Genomic DNA, 13,206 nt, shown 5'->3' on the forward strand with positions numbered 1-13,206 from the left:
AGCGAAACGGAGACAAAGACGATGAGTACAGGGGCGAACCGCATTCTCGATGATCTTGCCAGGTTGATGACGGATGCTGCCGGTGCGGCGCAGGGCGTGCGGAAAGAGGTCGAAACTGCCTTTCGCGCGCAAGCCGAAGGCTGGCTGAATTCGCTGGACGTGGTGAAGCGCGAGGAGTTCGAGGCGGTCAAGGAGATGGCTGCCAAGGCACGCGACGAAAACGACGCGCTGCTCGCCCGCATTGTGGCGCTGGAAGCGCGCCTCGCCGAGTCGGGGCCGGCGACCGGCGACATCACCACGGGCAAGTAAAGACGCGAGGGGTCGCCTCGGCCGACCGCAACGATTTGGAATTCTGCCTTCGGGCTGCGTGCAAGCGCGGCTCTGGCGGCTGCGGAATGCGGCGATTTCCGTGGCCAAACGACTCTCGAAGCAGTGGTTTGAGTCACGCCACTGCTTCGGCGTCAGGGTTAATGAAAGCTGAAAAGTTTTCCACCTGTGGACACTGGCAAAAAACCCTTATCGCAGAGTCGTTTAAGCATCCGCGCTGAATCAAAATCCTAAGGCGACGAGAGTTCTTCCCTGCAATTTTTCGGCTCGGGGGCTGGCAGGGTGACTCTGCCGTTATACACTGATTTTAAATGATGATTCGAAACGGGCAGCGCAAGCTCCGGGCAGGGTAAGTAAGCCAGGATAGCCGCAGGTCCAGCAATCATAGTGTCGGTATCCGGTGTTGGGCTTGCAGCGTTGCGTCGAGCGAACGTGATCCTGCGCGCCTCGCGCCGTGCCTTTAGGGTGATGCATGAGCCTTTTGGAAATGGAAGTCGAGCGCCAATCCAACCCGGTCGATATGATCGAGTTTGTCGCCGCCAACAATGACTGGTCCTTCGAGCGGTCCGGCGAAGACGAGATCGCCATGACCGTCGAAGGCCGGTGGGCGGACTATCACGTTTCCTTTTCCTGGATGGAGGAGTTCGAGGCGCTGCATCTCGCCTGCGCCTTCGACATCAAGGTTCCGGAAAACCGCGTCAATGAGGTGATCCGCCTGCTCTCCCAGATCAACGGCCAGGTCCTGATGGGACATTTCGACCTCTGGCGCCAAGAAGAGGTCATCATCTTCCGGCAATCTCTCTTGCTTGCCGGTGGCGCCGAGCCGACGAACCGGCAGGTGGAAGTGCTTTTGTCGAGCGCGCTCGATGCCTGCGAAACCTATTTCCAGGCGTTCCAGTTCGTCGTCTGGTCAGGCATGGACGCGCAGCGCGCCGTCGATACCGTCCTGTTTGCGACCGTTGGGGAGGCATGAGATGAGCATCGCCGTTTCCGGTCCTATCGTCCTTGTCGGTGCCGGCAATATGGGCGGCGCCATGCTCGGCGGATGGATCAAGAGCGGCGTGCGAGGGGGCGATGTTCTCGTCGTCGATCCGGGCCCGTCCTCGGCGATGGAGAAACTGATCGCCGACAACGGGGTGGCCCATGCGACGGCTGCGCCCAAAGGCGTAACGGCGGGTGCGATCTTTCTCGCCGTCAAGCCGCAGGTCATGGACGCCGTGCTCCCGCCGCTGAAGGCGCTCGTCGGTCCCGACACGGTGATCGTTTCCGTTGCGGCCGGCAAGACGCTAGGTTTCATCGAGCGCCATCTCGGCAAAGCGGCGATCGTGCGCGCCATGCCCAACACCCCGGCAATGATCGGCCGCGGCGTGACCGGCGCTTTTGCCAACGCCCGCGTGACCGAAAAGCAACGGGCGCTCGTTCATGATCTCTTGAAGGTCAGCGGACCGGTCGAATGGGTTGCCAGCGAAGCAGACATCGATACAGTGACTGCACTTTCCGGAAGCGGACCGGCCTACGTCTTCTATCTCGTCGAGTGCATGGCGGAGGCTGGGCGAAAGCTCGGCCTCGAGGCGGACCTTGCCATGCGGCTCGCTCGGGAAACCGTCGCGGGGGCTGGTGAGCTCCTACACCAGTCCCCCGACGACGCCGCACGCCTGCGCCAGAACGTCACGTCGCCGGGCGGTACCACGGCCGCAGCTCTCGCAATCCTGATGGCGGATGACGGCATGCAGCCGCTCTTCGACGAGGCCATCGCGGCAGCGCGCCAGCGCGCCGAGGAACTGGCCGGTTAGCGACTGCCTCGCCGAACAGTTCTCCCCCCACTGGGAGCCGAGCGCATAGGGGCAGGCGTAACCTTGTCTTCCGTGAGCGCTTCCGAAATCCCTCGAACTGAGCTAAGCCGGACGCGGCCAAATCTTATCTAAAGGGCCAAGAATTCTGTCAAAGGGACTGTGATGTCGGACGTCATTGAGTTTTCCGATTTCGAACGTGTCGATATCCGGGTCGGCACGATCATCGAGGCCGAAGCTTTTCCCGAGGCGCGAAAGCCTGCCTATAAGCTGAGGATCGATTTCGGCCCCGAGATCGGCATAAAAAAATCATCGGCCCAGATCACCGTGCACTACGAGCCGGAGGATCTTATCGGGCGGCAGGTGCTGGGCGTGGTCAACTTCCCGCCGCGCCAGATCGGCCCTGTTCGCTCCGAAGTCCTGACCCTCGGTTTTGCAGACGAAGAGGGCGCGATCGTGCTTGCTGCGACCGACAAGCCGGTACCGAACGGCCGAAAATTGATGTGATGCGATATGACAGGTGAGGCTCAAGCGATTTCGGAGCGCATCAAGGTGTCCTGCCTTTGGCGGGCGGCGGAGGCAGCGCGGGAATGGCGTGCGAGCCATGTGCTTTCGCTGCTCGATCCGGAACTACCGGAAGGGGACGTGCCGATCCTCGATGGGTGAGCCATCGCGTCGTGCGGCTTCGCGACCAGGAAAATGCCGGCGCGACGCAGCACTTTCCCGATCGCGTCCAGGAGATCTTCGGAGTCATGCGAGTCGTTGCGGATGACCGGTCCAGCCGGATTCTCGTCCATTGCCACGCCGGCGTCAGCCGGTCGACGGCCTTCGCCTACGGCCTGATCGCGCATCAGCTGGGTGCGGGCAGGGAGGAAGAGGCCTTCGTGGCGCTCCTGGCCATCACGCGCAAGCCTTGGCCTAACCGCCGCATCGTCGAAATCCTCGACACGTCTCTGGGGCGGCAGGGCAGGCTGCTCGCGCCGCTCGATGCCATGCGCACGCGTTATCCGCGCCGGATCGAGGCGTGGCGGCGCTTCAACGAACGGCGTGGTCTAACCTCGACCTATTCGCGATAGCGGTTTCGAAAACTCACGTCGGGACGCGCACTGTGGCCCGCAGCCCGCCGAGCGGGCTGTCGCCGAGGGTGACGTTGCCGCCGTGGCTTCGGGCGATGTCGCGAGCAATGGCCAGCCCGAGGCCAGTGCCGGAACTGTCGAGATTGCGGGCCTCGTCCAGTCGGAAGAAAGGCTTGAAGACATCCTCCCGCGAATGTTCCGGAATGCCGGGACCATCATCATCGACGGTGATTGTCAGCCATTTGGAGGTATGGCGTGCCTCAATCCGCACCGCGTCGGCATAGCGATAGGCGTTCGACGCCAGATTGGCCACGAGACGCGTGAAGGCGTTCGGCCGGACACGAATGTTGTCCTCTCCTTCGATCGCGGTGGACAGCGTCTTGCCGTAAAGCTCGGCCTCTGCCGAGAGGCGGGCCATCAGGTCGCTGAGCCTCAACTGCCCGACATCTTCTTCCGCTTCGCCGCGGGCAAAGGCGAGATAGCCCTCCAGCATGTTCTGCATGTCCTCGACGTCCTGGTTGAAGCTGTCGAGGTCCGGATTGTCGCCGGCGAGCGCGAGCTGCAGCTTGAAGCGCGTCAAGATCGTGCGCAAATCGTGGCTGACACCGGTCAGCATGGCGGTGCGCTGTTCGATCTGGCGTTCGATGCGTTCGCGCATCAGGATGAAGGCGAGGCCGGCGCGGCGGATCTCGTCGGCGCCGCGCGGGGCGAAGTCATCGATCTTCTGTCCCTTGCCGAAGCTCTCCGCAGCGTTGGCGAGCGCGAGGATCGGACGGATCTGTCCGCGCAGGAAAAGGATCGCGATCGCCAGCAGGACAAGCGATGCGCCGACCATCCAGACGAGAAAGATATGCGTATTCGACGCATAGGCCTGATTGCGCCGCGCATAGACGCGGAGGATGCGGCCGTCCTCGAGCTTGATGCGGATCTCGACGATCTTCGAGTTGCCGACCGTATCGATCCAGAAGGGGCGGCGGATCTGGTTCGAAATCTCTTCGCTGAGGATCTGGTCAAGAATCTCGAAGAAGGGCTTGGGCCGGGGCGGCGGCAAGTCTCCGCCCGGTTCGACGGCGATGTTGAGGTCGAGCTCGTCACGGGCGATTCGGACGATCTGGTCTATGTCGCCGTCTTGCGGAAAGGTCGTGATCAGGTCGACGATTGCCGCGATGTCGTTGGTGACCGCGGCCGACAGACGCTGCGTGACGAGCTGCCAGTGCCGCTCCATGAAGACGAAGGCGACAACCGACTGCAGCAGCACCATCGGGATGACGACGATCAGCAGCGACCGGGCGTAAAGGCCCATCGGCAGGCGGCGACGCAGCCAGCGGCTGAAGCGCTTCCAGGCGCTGTCGGCGCTGTTCGATCTTGCGCGCCTGAGGCTGTCAAGGCTTACCATCGTCGTCTGCGTCGTTACCGGGACATCGTATGTTAAAGCGGGATGGCGAATGCTGTGAAGCGGATTTCCCGCCCGCCCGCGGTTTCTAGTCTTAGTCTAGTCGACACTCAATCGATAGCCGATGCCGCGCACCGTCTGCAGCCAGACCGGGTTGGAGGGGTCATCCTCGATCTTGCGCCTCAGCCGGTTGATCTGCACGTCGATCGTCCGCTCGCCGACCTCCGCGTCGTCGCCGATCAATTCGTGCCGAGGAATGGTTTCGCCGGCGCGCTGCGAAAACAGGGTCATGATCTCCTGTTCGCGATCGGTCAGCCGGATGTGCTCGGCACCGCGGCGAAGCTCCTTGCGCACCACCGAAAACGTATAGGGGCCGAAGATGACCTGATCCACCTTCGGCGCCTGGGTCGGCTGGTTTCGGCGCAATATGTTGTTGATCCTGAGCACGAGCTCGCGCGGCTCGAAAGGTTTCGGCAGGTAGTCGTCGGCGCCCGCCTCGAGGCCCTCGATGCGGGAATTCGCCTCGGCGAGGGCCGTCAGCATGATGATCGGCACGGTCTTGATCTGTCGCAGGTTCTGAGTGAGCGAGATACCGCTTTCGCCGGGCATCATCACGTCGACGATCATAAGGTCGAAATCGAGTCCGATGAGCTTTCGCCTCGCTTCGCCGGCATCGGCCGCCGTGGTCACGCGAAATCCCTGTTCGATCAGAAAGCGGTTGAGCAGGTCGCGAATGCGCCGGTCGTCATCCACGATCAGAAGATGCGCCGCGTCATCGGCCACTTTCGCTTTGGCTATCATCCTTGGCAACCCTTGTTCTCGGCAGAGCCTATTTCCCCTCGACCGCGCCGAGATCGGACCGAACCGATCCGGATCACAAGCGGGTCCTCCTCCCAAATTTGAGTGACCGCGCATTGAAGCAGATGCGCAGCGGTCGCCCCATTCCCTGATTCCAGGGGTTTATCCGCTTATCCTAATAAATTCGAAGGCGGAGCCTCCCGGCATCAGTCCGCGTCGCTGTTCTTCATGTTGACGAGAAACCGCTTCACGATTTCGCGCGCGCCGGGACCCGTCTTCGCCAATGCATCCGCTATGCGGCGGGACTGTGGCTCCGCAAGCGCCCTCGCCAATGCCTGGCCCTCTTTCGTCGTATAAAGCATGCGTTGGCGCCTGTCCTCCGGACCGGTCACCTGGCGAATATAGCCCGAGTCGATCAATTGCTTGAGGACGCGGGCGAGGCTCTGCTTGGTGATCTTCAGCGTATCGAGGAGGTCGGCCACGGTCATGCCCGGTTCCCGATTGACGAAGTGCACGACGCGGTGGTGCGCGCGTCCGAAGCCGCTCGTTTCGAGAATGGCGTCCGGATCGCCGGTGAAGTCGCGATAGGCAAAGAACAGCAACTCTATAATCTCGAAATCGATCGCGTCTTCATCCTTAGTGACATCGGTCATGTACTGGCTGTTATCCCTGGTTTGGCCGGCCACGCAGTCATTTCCTTTCAGGCAGATTGCACCTCGCGACATATATAGGAAGATATGTCAGCTTTGTTGACACAATTCTACCGGATGAGGTCGAATCATCGGTGCTGCGCTGGCGGGCAGGATAGGACGGGGCGCCTGTATTGTTGAGGGACTAAGTTGGAAGGCAGGAAAGGCTGCTGCGGAATAGCCTCGCAGCGCGTTTTGTCACGCGCTGCGACAGCAAGTCATCGAGAGATCGGGCGTTAGCGATAGATGTAGACAATCCGCCGCGTGGAGGGTTCCACAAGGACAGGTTGCCCGTTCACCATAACATACTCGTAGTTGTAGTCCGGGATCTGCCGGACGGCCACGGTGTTCGGCAATGTGGCGCCAAGAACCACCTCGCCTTCGAGATAGACCGGGTCGACGGGGTTGGAGGTAATGTAGGTGTTTACTGCCGGAGGCGGGGTAATGGCATCGACCTCCTCGACCGGGCCGATCAGCTCGAGCGGCTCGGCCGGAGTGACCACCGTGCTGCCGGTCGCCTCGTAGGTGACGGCCGGAACGCCAAGCTCGGCGCGGCGCTCGGAAATCACCACCGTGGAACCGCTCTGGTCGGCTGCGAGATACTTGGCATAGGCCCAGCCGCTGACGCCGCCGACATTGACGCGGCACCACAGGCTGCCTTCGATGCAGCCTTCGAGCACGGTCGTGCTGCCGCGCGCCGCTAGGCCGACGATCGGATATTGCGGGCCGGGACCGGCGCGCACATTGAGATCGGTCACTGCCGTCGCGCTCATCGCCGCAGCGGCGGCCGAAACGCCTCCAGCGAGGATCAAACCCGCTGCCGCGACCGTTCTGATCAGGTGGGGGGAGAGGGTCTTCATTGTCTTGCTCCTCTTCTATGATGCGGGCCAAACGCCCCGTACGCCCCGGATGTTCCCGGCGTGACATCAGGAAATGTGAACATGAAACATATTGCCGTCGCCGAGCGTTGCTTGGGCCGACGGTGGAGTGCCTCGCTGTAACAGAGATCACCCTCAGCCACCGAGGAACGGACGAAGTTTCGATCCCTGAACAAAGGGCGTCATCAACCGGGAGGCCGGAAATGCAGTATGAGACTGTTGACGAGGCCAAGCTTACCGCCCGGCGGCTGCGTCCGCTGGTCCTTGTTGTCGTGGCGGCGAAGCTCGCCGTTTCCACCCTGTTGCTCACCACGGTGAAATTTCCAACCGAAGCGGGAACACCCGAAATTGTCGCGCTTCGCTGATTTGCGCTGATTCTGCCCCGACATCTCGCTATAGGTGGCGCAGTGATGGCGGCATACTCCCGCCTGATTGCAACAACGAGGCATGATCGGCATGTTACAGGCGGGCATCATCCCGGTTACGCATTTTCAACAGAATTGCACGGTGCTGTTCGACAGCGAGACCAAGGAGGGCGTGATCGTCGATCCCGGCGGAGATGTCGACTTGATCCTGCAGACGATCCGCGAAAACGGCATCACGCTGAAGGCGATCTGGCTAACGCACGGCCATATCGATCATGCCGGCGGCGCCAAGGAATTGAAGGAAGCGCTCGGGCTTAAGATCATTGGACCGCACGAGGACGACCGGCCGCTGCTGGAACGGCTGGAGGGACAGGCGGAGCGGTTCGGCCTGGCGATGAAGGTGCAGAACATGCTGCCGGATCAATGGTTGGAAGACGGAGACACAGTCTCCTTCGGCGATCACGTCTTCGAGGTACTGCACTGCCCTGGGCACGCGCCGGGTCATGTGGTCTATTTCAACCGCGCGCAGAATTTCGCCCATGTCGGCGACGTGCTATTTCACGGCTCGATCGGTCGCACCGACCTGCCCGGGGGCGACCATCAGCAGCTTCTCGATTCCATTCGCGACAAGATTCTGCCGCTCGGGGACGATGTCGGCTTCATCTGCGGCCACGGACCGGGCGGCCGGATCGGCGAGGAGCGCCGCACCAACCCCTATCTGCGCGGGCTCTGAGGGCGGGTGTTGCTTGCAGGAAATAAAAACCCCGCGACTCGAGCGAGGCGCGAGGTTTTCATCGGTTTTGAGCGGCTGTGATCAGCCGGCCGTGCAGAAATGGCTGCGGCCGTCATAGCCGACAAAGGTGCCGCTCTCCGCATCGAAGGAACGGTAGCGCTGCGAGCAATAACGGTACCAGGCCGGGGTCCAGGGCTCGAGATCGTAGCTATCGACGACAACCTGACGATAGGCCGGGCGGGCCCGGTAGACCGGGCGGGGCTGGTAAACCGGGCGGGGCTGGTAAACCGGGCGCGGCTCGTAGTATTCGGGCTCCGGATCGATATAGACCCGTTCACTGTAGCGGGGCTGCGAGGCGATCGCGCCGCCGATAAGCGTTCCTGTCACCAGGCCGACTGCGCCTGCCGCCCACGCATCATCGTGATCGCCTGCCTGGGCAGTGCCGAAGGTCGGGAGAACCAGAGCGGCGGCGGCGACAGAAAGAACGGCTGCTTTGAGGAAATTGTTCATGGGCTTCAATCCTGTGCATGGGGAGCCGGACTGAAGGCCCGGCTTTCATGATGAACAGACCCTATATGGCCAAAACTGAACGGAGCCTGAACGAAAAAACCCGGCAAAAATGCCGGGTTGCAAACTGAATGAGTGACAGAGAGCGGCGTTAGCCGACGATCTGCAGGTTGACGGCCTTCGGGCCCTTGCCGCGGCGATCCGGCTCGGTGTCGAAGGATACTTTCTGGTTTTCGCTCAGTCCGTTCAGGCCGGAGGCCTGCACGGCTGAAATATGTACAAAGATGTCTGCGCCACCATTTTCAGGCTTGATGAAGCCAAAGCCCTTGTCGGTGTTGAAGAATTTTACAATGCCAGTCTCGGCCATGCGTCAGGTCCTTTTCTCTCCACCCGGTCGAGGGGTGGCATTACAGTTTTGCCCAGAAGGGCGTGGGGCAGGCAGTTCTCGACAATTGAGGAAAGGGTCCTGTTATCGCGACTAACCTTTGGAAGGATGGCAAAAATAGCCCTCCCCCGGTTTTTCGCCCGGAGTGGCTTGCGTCTCCGGCTCGCATTTATTTCAAGATCTTCCCGCGTTCGCAAATTGCCCGAACACAGTAAGAGTGATCAGTTTATTTTGACTTGGCAAGCAAAACTTTTCCGCCGAGGTATTGAGACTTCTCATTGCTCAAAAACAGGTCAATTCGCCGCTTGGCGGAGGACATTCCTGACGCGCTGCAAGCTGTTGAATCCACAGCTTTTTGGTGGGCCGTTTTGAGGTCGTGGATCTTTTGCGCCAATTTCTGTCGCTGTCGAACATGCCTCTATGTTGGGCAGTCCGAGATCCGAGTCGCAACCCTCTGATAAATCTCATCCTTCGAGCAAAGCCGACCGGTGCTAAAGTGGCTGTAGGAATTTGCAGAAAAAATACAAAGAACATTGGCCATTGCTCGCCTGCGCGCCGTGCTGATCCGTTTTGGGGCAGAGTAGAGTGGCTGTGAACAGTAATAAGTAATATAGTAAGTCCAGCTCGGTTGCCTGTGTAGCTAATTCTTGTAAGTCAAGCGGCGGCTTCTGCCGCCTCACGCCGCCGCTTAGTGAGCTCCGGCACGAGCTCGACGACCAGCATCGCTGCGAAGATGACGACGCAGCCGAGATAGCCGATAGGGGTGATGACCTCGTCCAGCAGCAGGACGCCGAAAAGCGCCGCGAACAGCGCCTCGCTGGACAGCAAGATTGCTGCCTGCGGTGCCGTCGTATAGCGCTGGCCGACCACCTGGCAGATGAAGGCGATGCCGCTCGAAAACACCCCAGCATAGAGAATCTGGGGCAGGGCGGCCTCGATGACGTCGAGACTCAACGGCTCGAAGGCAACAGCGAGCAGGCTCCCCAAGACGGCGCAGACGGCAAATTGCGTCATCGACAGGAGCATCGGCCGCCCCGTGCCCGCGGCGAAGATTCCGATCAGCAGGACTTGGATCGCCCAGAAGAAGGCGCAGACGATCGTCAGCAGATCTCCGCCGTTCAATCCCGACAAAGTGCCGCCGCTCAAGAGAAAGATGCCGAAACTTGCCATCAGCGCAGCTGGCCAGATGATCCAGTGCGGCCGTCGACGCAGAAAGACGACCGTAAGGGCAGGGACGAAGATAACGTAAAGCCCGGTCAGGAAGCCGGAATTGGTGACAGTGGTGGTGAGCAGCCCGAACTGTTGCGTCAATGCGCCGCCAAACAGCGCCAGCCCGATAAAGATGAAATTGCGCATCGCTCCGCGCGGCAGCGGCGATGTGGCCCGCCGGGTCTCGATAAGCGCCAGCGGCAGCGCCACGAGCGTGGCGATCGCGAACCGCAGGCCGATGAACCAGAGCGGACCGATTGCCGCCATCGCCGTCGACTGGGCGACGAAGCCGGCTCCCCAGATCGCGCCGGAAAACAGCAGGAACAGATTGGCCTGGATGCGAGTCACGGAAGGCTCCGGGGCGAGCGAATGGACGGAAAGCAATACAAAGCAGCTTCGCCCCGTGATTGCACCGCCGCTCTACCAGTTGCGTTTTTGTCGGGCAAGTCTCATCGTCGCTGTCCGAAGCGCGGAATGGAATGTGGCGTGTCGATCGGATCGGTGGCGAATATGAGCCTAGCGGGCTACTCCGGCACGCCGCTCGAGAAGAAGCTCGGCCTGCGCGACGGGCAGGTGGCGCTGCTTCTCGATGTGCCGCCCCATCTGCAGGAGATTGCCGCTTTTCCTGGATTCACCTACCTCGCCACGGCGATCGAGGGTGCGGCGTCGCGTCGCTTCGATTATATTCATAGCTTCAATACCGAGAGGTCTAGGCTAGAGGCGCAGGCGGCCGCCTTGGCCGACCGGCTGAGGCCCGGTGGGATGCTCTGGATATCCTGGCCGAAACGCGCTTCCGGCGTTGCCACCACGCTTACCGAGGATGCCCTTCGGGAGATATTCCTGCCGCTCGGCCTCATCGACGTGAAGGTCTGTGCGGTGGACGCGGTGTGGTCCGGGTTGAAGTTCGTGTTCCGAAAGGAAATCAGGTCGTCGCTCTGAAGTAGGACTTCATTGGGTCGGCGCCTTCGAGACCCGCAGAACGACGCCATTAGGCTCGTCGGTCACCATGAGCAGCGCGCCGTCCGGTGCGACGATCACATCGCGGATGCGGCCGAATTCGCCGTCGAACAGCCGTTCCTCGGAAGTGATCGCCCCGGTGTCGTCACGCTCGAGCCGCGCCAGCAACTGGTATTTCAGCGCGGCGATCAGCAGGTTGCCGTTCCATTCGGGAAACATATTGCCGCGATAGACCGCGATCGCGCCGGGGGCGATTGAGGGATCCCAGTGATAGAGAGGCTGCTCCATTCCCTCCTTGGCGGTGCCTTCGCCGATCTCCGCGCCGGAATAGTCTTTTCCGTAGGTGATCACCGGCCAACCATAATTCTTGCCCGGCTGTGGATTGTTCACCTCATCGCCGCCGCGCGACCCATGCTCGACCGTCAGGAGCTTGCCGTCTGCCGGATCGAAGGTGATGCCCTGGGGGTTGCGGTGTCCTTTGGACCAGATCTCGGCTCGGCCTTCGGTACCGCCGCGATAGGGGTTGGAAGCCGGGATGGAGCCATCCGCATTGATATGCAGGATTGCGCCGGCATGGTCACGCGGGTCCTGGGCCCGATCACGATCGCCTCGGTCGCCGATGCCGAAGAAAAGGCTGCCATCGCGGTCGATGGCGATGCGCGAGCCAAAATGCTGGCCGCCCTGCGTGAACCGGTTCATCCGGAAGATTTCCTTCGCGTCCGTCAGCCTCTGCTCGTCGTCGGAGAGCGTCGCGCGCACGAGAACGGTGCCGTAACCGCCGTCGCCGCGCGCCGACAGGGTGAGGTAAAGGGCGCGGTTCGTAGAAAACTGCGGGTCGAGTGCGACGTCGAGCAGCCCACCCTGGCCATGCTCGGCGACGTCCGGAACACCTTTGATCGCGGGCGAGAGCTTGCCGTCGCGGAGGATGCGGAGGCGTCCTGGCCGCTCGGTCACGATCAGCGCGCCGTCAGGCATGACTTCGACCGCCCAGGGATACTGAAGCCCGCCCGCGAGTGTCTCGACGAAGACCGTCCCCGTCTGTGCCTGGAATTCCCGAGCCTGTTGTGCAGCGGCAGGGAGAGCGGCGGACAGGAATAACGCGGTGGCCAGAGGCAGAACGGCCATGATGAATGCCGCGCGGCTCTCGCTCGACTTGGTTTTTGTCCAACGCACGGGCCGCATTGCGATTCGGCGCTCCTATGCTCGGCCGGCAAGCCTGCTCAGCCAGGCTTGGCTGCTCATAAATCGATTGGGGAGAAACTGGTGCGCAGCCGCCTCCGCTTCAAGTCAAATCCGATCAAAACGGCTTTATCGTGGGTGTGAGCGGCGTGCGCGTGACGTCCAACGCCTGTTGGTCCTAACCGACCACATTCCTCGCCGCGTGCTTCTCCGCGGCGAAGAGCTCAGCCTTGGCCTTCATGTAAAAGCCTTTGCCGACCAGCAACAGGCCCGCAAGGGCAATCATGGCGATGATCGCCACGATGATCGTCTCGGTGGCCGACAACCGGGCAAGGAAACCGGCGCGCTGCTCAGGCAGATCGTTTCCGTTATCGGCCATGGCGTCTGCTTCTCGCCCTGCTGAACGCGGCGATCTGGCGACGCCCGACGACGAAAGTGGTGGCGGCCGTGAGCGCCGCTGCAAGCAGCGTCGCTCCGGCGAGCATCTGCCGGCCAGCTTCCGTCCTCGTCTGCGGTTGATCAAGACCCGCCCGTGCGGTGGGGGCAGCCGGGGCAGGGTCGGCAACGATCAGCATCGCAAACTTCGCGTCGGCGCCAGCGGATTGTTCGAACTTGCCCTCGGCCGCCTGGGCCGCCGTCTCGACCACCAGACCGAAGATCATCACCATGCAGACTGCGAGCGCCGCAAGCGCGAGAAAAAATCCCCAGCGCGCCTCGTTACGGCCCGTTCGCGTCGAAGCGATTTCGTCATCGAGAAACATAGCACACCCCCACGATGCCAGTGCATTTCGCGTCAGATGAGAAGACGCCTGGATATCGGCTCTTGCGGGACGGAATTGGGGCGCTCTGCGACAGTTATTGTGGCGAAACAAGGGCGGTGGGTAAACGCGTGAGGATCGCGGGATTTCCGAGATAAAGGG

At 61.5% G+C, this 13,206-nt stretch carries 19 protein-coding genes; 9 read left to right on the plus strand and 10 right to left on the minus strand.

What is annotated here, in order from left to right; all coding sequences use genetic code 11:
* Positions 1–21 precede the first annotated feature (21 nt).
* From CO676_RS07115 to CO676_RS07135, 6 genes are all read left to right on the plus strand, one after another.
* On the plus strand, positions 22–309 hold the full coding sequence (locus CO676_RS07115; RefSeq protein WP_041415533.1) for an accessory factor UbiK family protein: 288 nt from the start codon (positions 22–24) through the stop codon (positions 307–309).
* Between the two features lie 490 nt (positions 310–799).
* Positions 800–1,300, plus strand: a complete 501-nt coding sequence (locus CO676_RS07120; RefSeq protein ID WP_014765331.1) for a YbjN domain-containing protein — start codon at positions 800–802, stop codon at positions 1,298–1,300.
* A 1-nt stretch (position 1,301) separates the two neighbouring features.
* Complete coding sequence (gene proC, locus CO676_RS07125) at positions 1,302–2,120, plus strand: pyrroline-5-carboxylate reductase (RefSeq protein WP_014765330.1); 819 nt, start codon at positions 1,302–1,304, stop codon at positions 2,118–2,120.
* Between the two features lie 162 nt (positions 2,121–2,282).
* The gene (locus tag CO676_RS07130) at positions 2,283–2,624 is read left to right on the plus strand and encodes a tRNA-binding protein (RefSeq protein ID WP_014765329.1); all 342 of its coding nucleotides are present in this window, start codon (positions 2,283–2,285) and stop codon (positions 2,622–2,624) included.
* 6 nt (positions 2,625–2,630) lie between these two features.
* Positions 2,631–2,783, plus strand: a complete 153-nt coding sequence (locus tag CO676_RS35945) for a hypothetical protein (RefSeq protein WP_223843366.1) — start codon at positions 2,631–2,633, stop codon at positions 2,781–2,783.
* Entirely contained in the window at positions 2,780–3,193 is a 414-nt protein-coding gene (locus CO676_RS07135) for a protein-tyrosine phosphatase family protein (RefSeq protein ID WP_223843365.1), read from the plus strand. The genes CO676_RS35945 and CO676_RS07135 overlap by 4 nt, the downstream gene beginning before the upstream one ends.
* 13 nt (positions 3,194–3,206) lie before the next feature.
* Here CO676_RS07135 and CO676_RS07140 read toward each other — a convergent pair whose 3' ends face one another.
* From CO676_RS07140 to CO676_RS07155, 4 genes are all read right to left on the minus strand, one after another.
* Positions 3,207–4,589, minus strand: coding sequence for an ATP-binding protein (locus tag CO676_RS07140; protein WP_014765327.1), 1,383 nt, complete (start codon positions 4,587–4,589; stop codon positions 3,207–3,209).
* Between the two features lie 96 nt (positions 4,590–4,685).
* Entirely contained in the window at positions 4,686–5,387 is a 702-nt protein-coding gene (locus CO676_RS07145; protein WP_014765326.1) for a response regulator transcription factor, read from the minus strand.
* Between the two features lie 203 nt (positions 5,388–5,590).
* Positions 5,591–6,037: a MarR family transcriptional regulator gene (locus CO676_RS07150; RefSeq protein WP_048657428.1), complete on the minus strand. Its 447-nt coding sequence runs from the start codon at positions 6,035–6,037 to the stop codon at positions 5,591–5,593.
* Positions 6,038–6,309: 272 nt separating this feature from the next.
* Complete coding sequence (locus CO676_RS07155; protein ID WP_097520084.1) at positions 6,310–6,933, minus strand: DUF1236 domain-containing protein; 624 nt, start codon at positions 6,931–6,933, stop codon at positions 6,310–6,312.
* 221 nt (positions 6,934–7,154) lie between these two features.
* Here CO676_RS07155 and CO676_RS35150 point away from each other — a divergent pair, with 221 nt between their 5' ends.
* Entirely contained in the window at positions 7,155–7,316 is a 162-nt protein-coding gene (locus tag CO676_RS35150; protein ID WP_097520085.1) for a hypothetical protein, read from the plus strand.
* Positions 7,317–7,407: 91 nt separating this feature from the next.
* Positions 7,408–8,049 (plus strand): MBL fold metallo-hydrolase, encoded by a 642-nt coding sequence (locus tag CO676_RS07165; protein WP_041415530.1) that lies wholly within the window; start codon positions 7,408–7,410, stop codon positions 8,047–8,049.
* A gap of 81 nt (positions 8,050–8,130) precedes the next feature.
* Here the strand turns inward: CO676_RS07165 and CO676_RS07170 are convergent, their stop codons facing one another.
* The 3 genes from CO676_RS07170 to CO676_RS07180 form a co-directional block, all read right to left on the minus strand.
* Positions 8,131–8,559 carry a BA14K family protein gene (locus CO676_RS07170; protein WP_097520086.1) on the minus strand — a complete coding sequence of 143 codons (429 nt, stop codon included), beginning with the start codon at positions 8,557–8,559 and terminating at the stop codon, positions 8,131–8,133.
* A 148-nt stretch (positions 8,560–8,707) separates the two neighbouring features.
* Complete coding sequence (locus tag CO676_RS07175; protein ID WP_014765320.1) at positions 8,708–8,923, minus strand: cold-shock protein; 216 nt, start codon at positions 8,921–8,923, stop codon at positions 8,708–8,710.
* A gap of 672 nt (positions 8,924–9,595) precedes the next feature.
* Positions 9,596–10,498, minus strand: a complete 903-nt coding sequence (locus tag CO676_RS07180) for a DMT family transporter (protein WP_097520335.1) — start codon at positions 10,496–10,498, stop codon at positions 9,596–9,598.
* A gap of 162 nt (positions 10,499–10,660) precedes the next feature.
* On the opposite strand from CO676_RS07180, the gene CO676_RS07185 reads away from it, so the two are divergent.
* The gene (locus CO676_RS07185) at positions 10,661–11,089 is read left to right on the plus strand and encodes a hypothetical protein (RefSeq protein WP_179875433.1); all 429 of its coding nucleotides are present in this window, start codon (positions 10,661–10,663) and stop codon (positions 11,087–11,089) included.
* A 9-nt stretch (positions 11,090–11,098) separates the two neighbouring features.
* Here the strand turns inward: CO676_RS07185 and CO676_RS07190 are convergent, their stop codons facing one another.
* From CO676_RS07190 to CO676_RS07200, 3 genes are all read right to left on the minus strand, one after another.
* Positions 11,099–12,232, minus strand: coding sequence for a PQQ-dependent sugar dehydrogenase (locus CO676_RS07190; RefSeq protein ID WP_245424281.1), 1,134 nt, complete (start codon positions 12,230–12,232; stop codon positions 11,099–11,101).
* 232 nt (positions 12,233–12,464) lie between these two features.
* Positions 12,465–12,665, minus strand: coding sequence for a hypothetical protein (locus CO676_RS07195; protein WP_097520088.1), 201 nt, complete (start codon positions 12,663–12,665; stop codon positions 12,465–12,467).
* Positions 12,655–13,047: a hypothetical protein gene (locus CO676_RS07200; protein ID WP_041414547.1), complete on the minus strand. Its 393-nt coding sequence runs from the start codon at positions 13,045–13,047 to the stop codon at positions 12,655–12,657. The genes CO676_RS07195 and CO676_RS07200 overlap by 11 nt, the downstream gene beginning before the upstream one ends.
* Between the last annotated feature and the right edge of the window lie 159 nt (positions 13,048–13,206).

Source organism: Sinorhizobium sp. BJ1, from assembly GCF_002531555.1.
In the GTDB taxonomy this organism is placed as follows: Bacteria; Pseudomonadota; Alphaproteobacteria; order Rhizobiales; family Rhizobiaceae; genus Sinorhizobium; species Sinorhizobium fredii_B.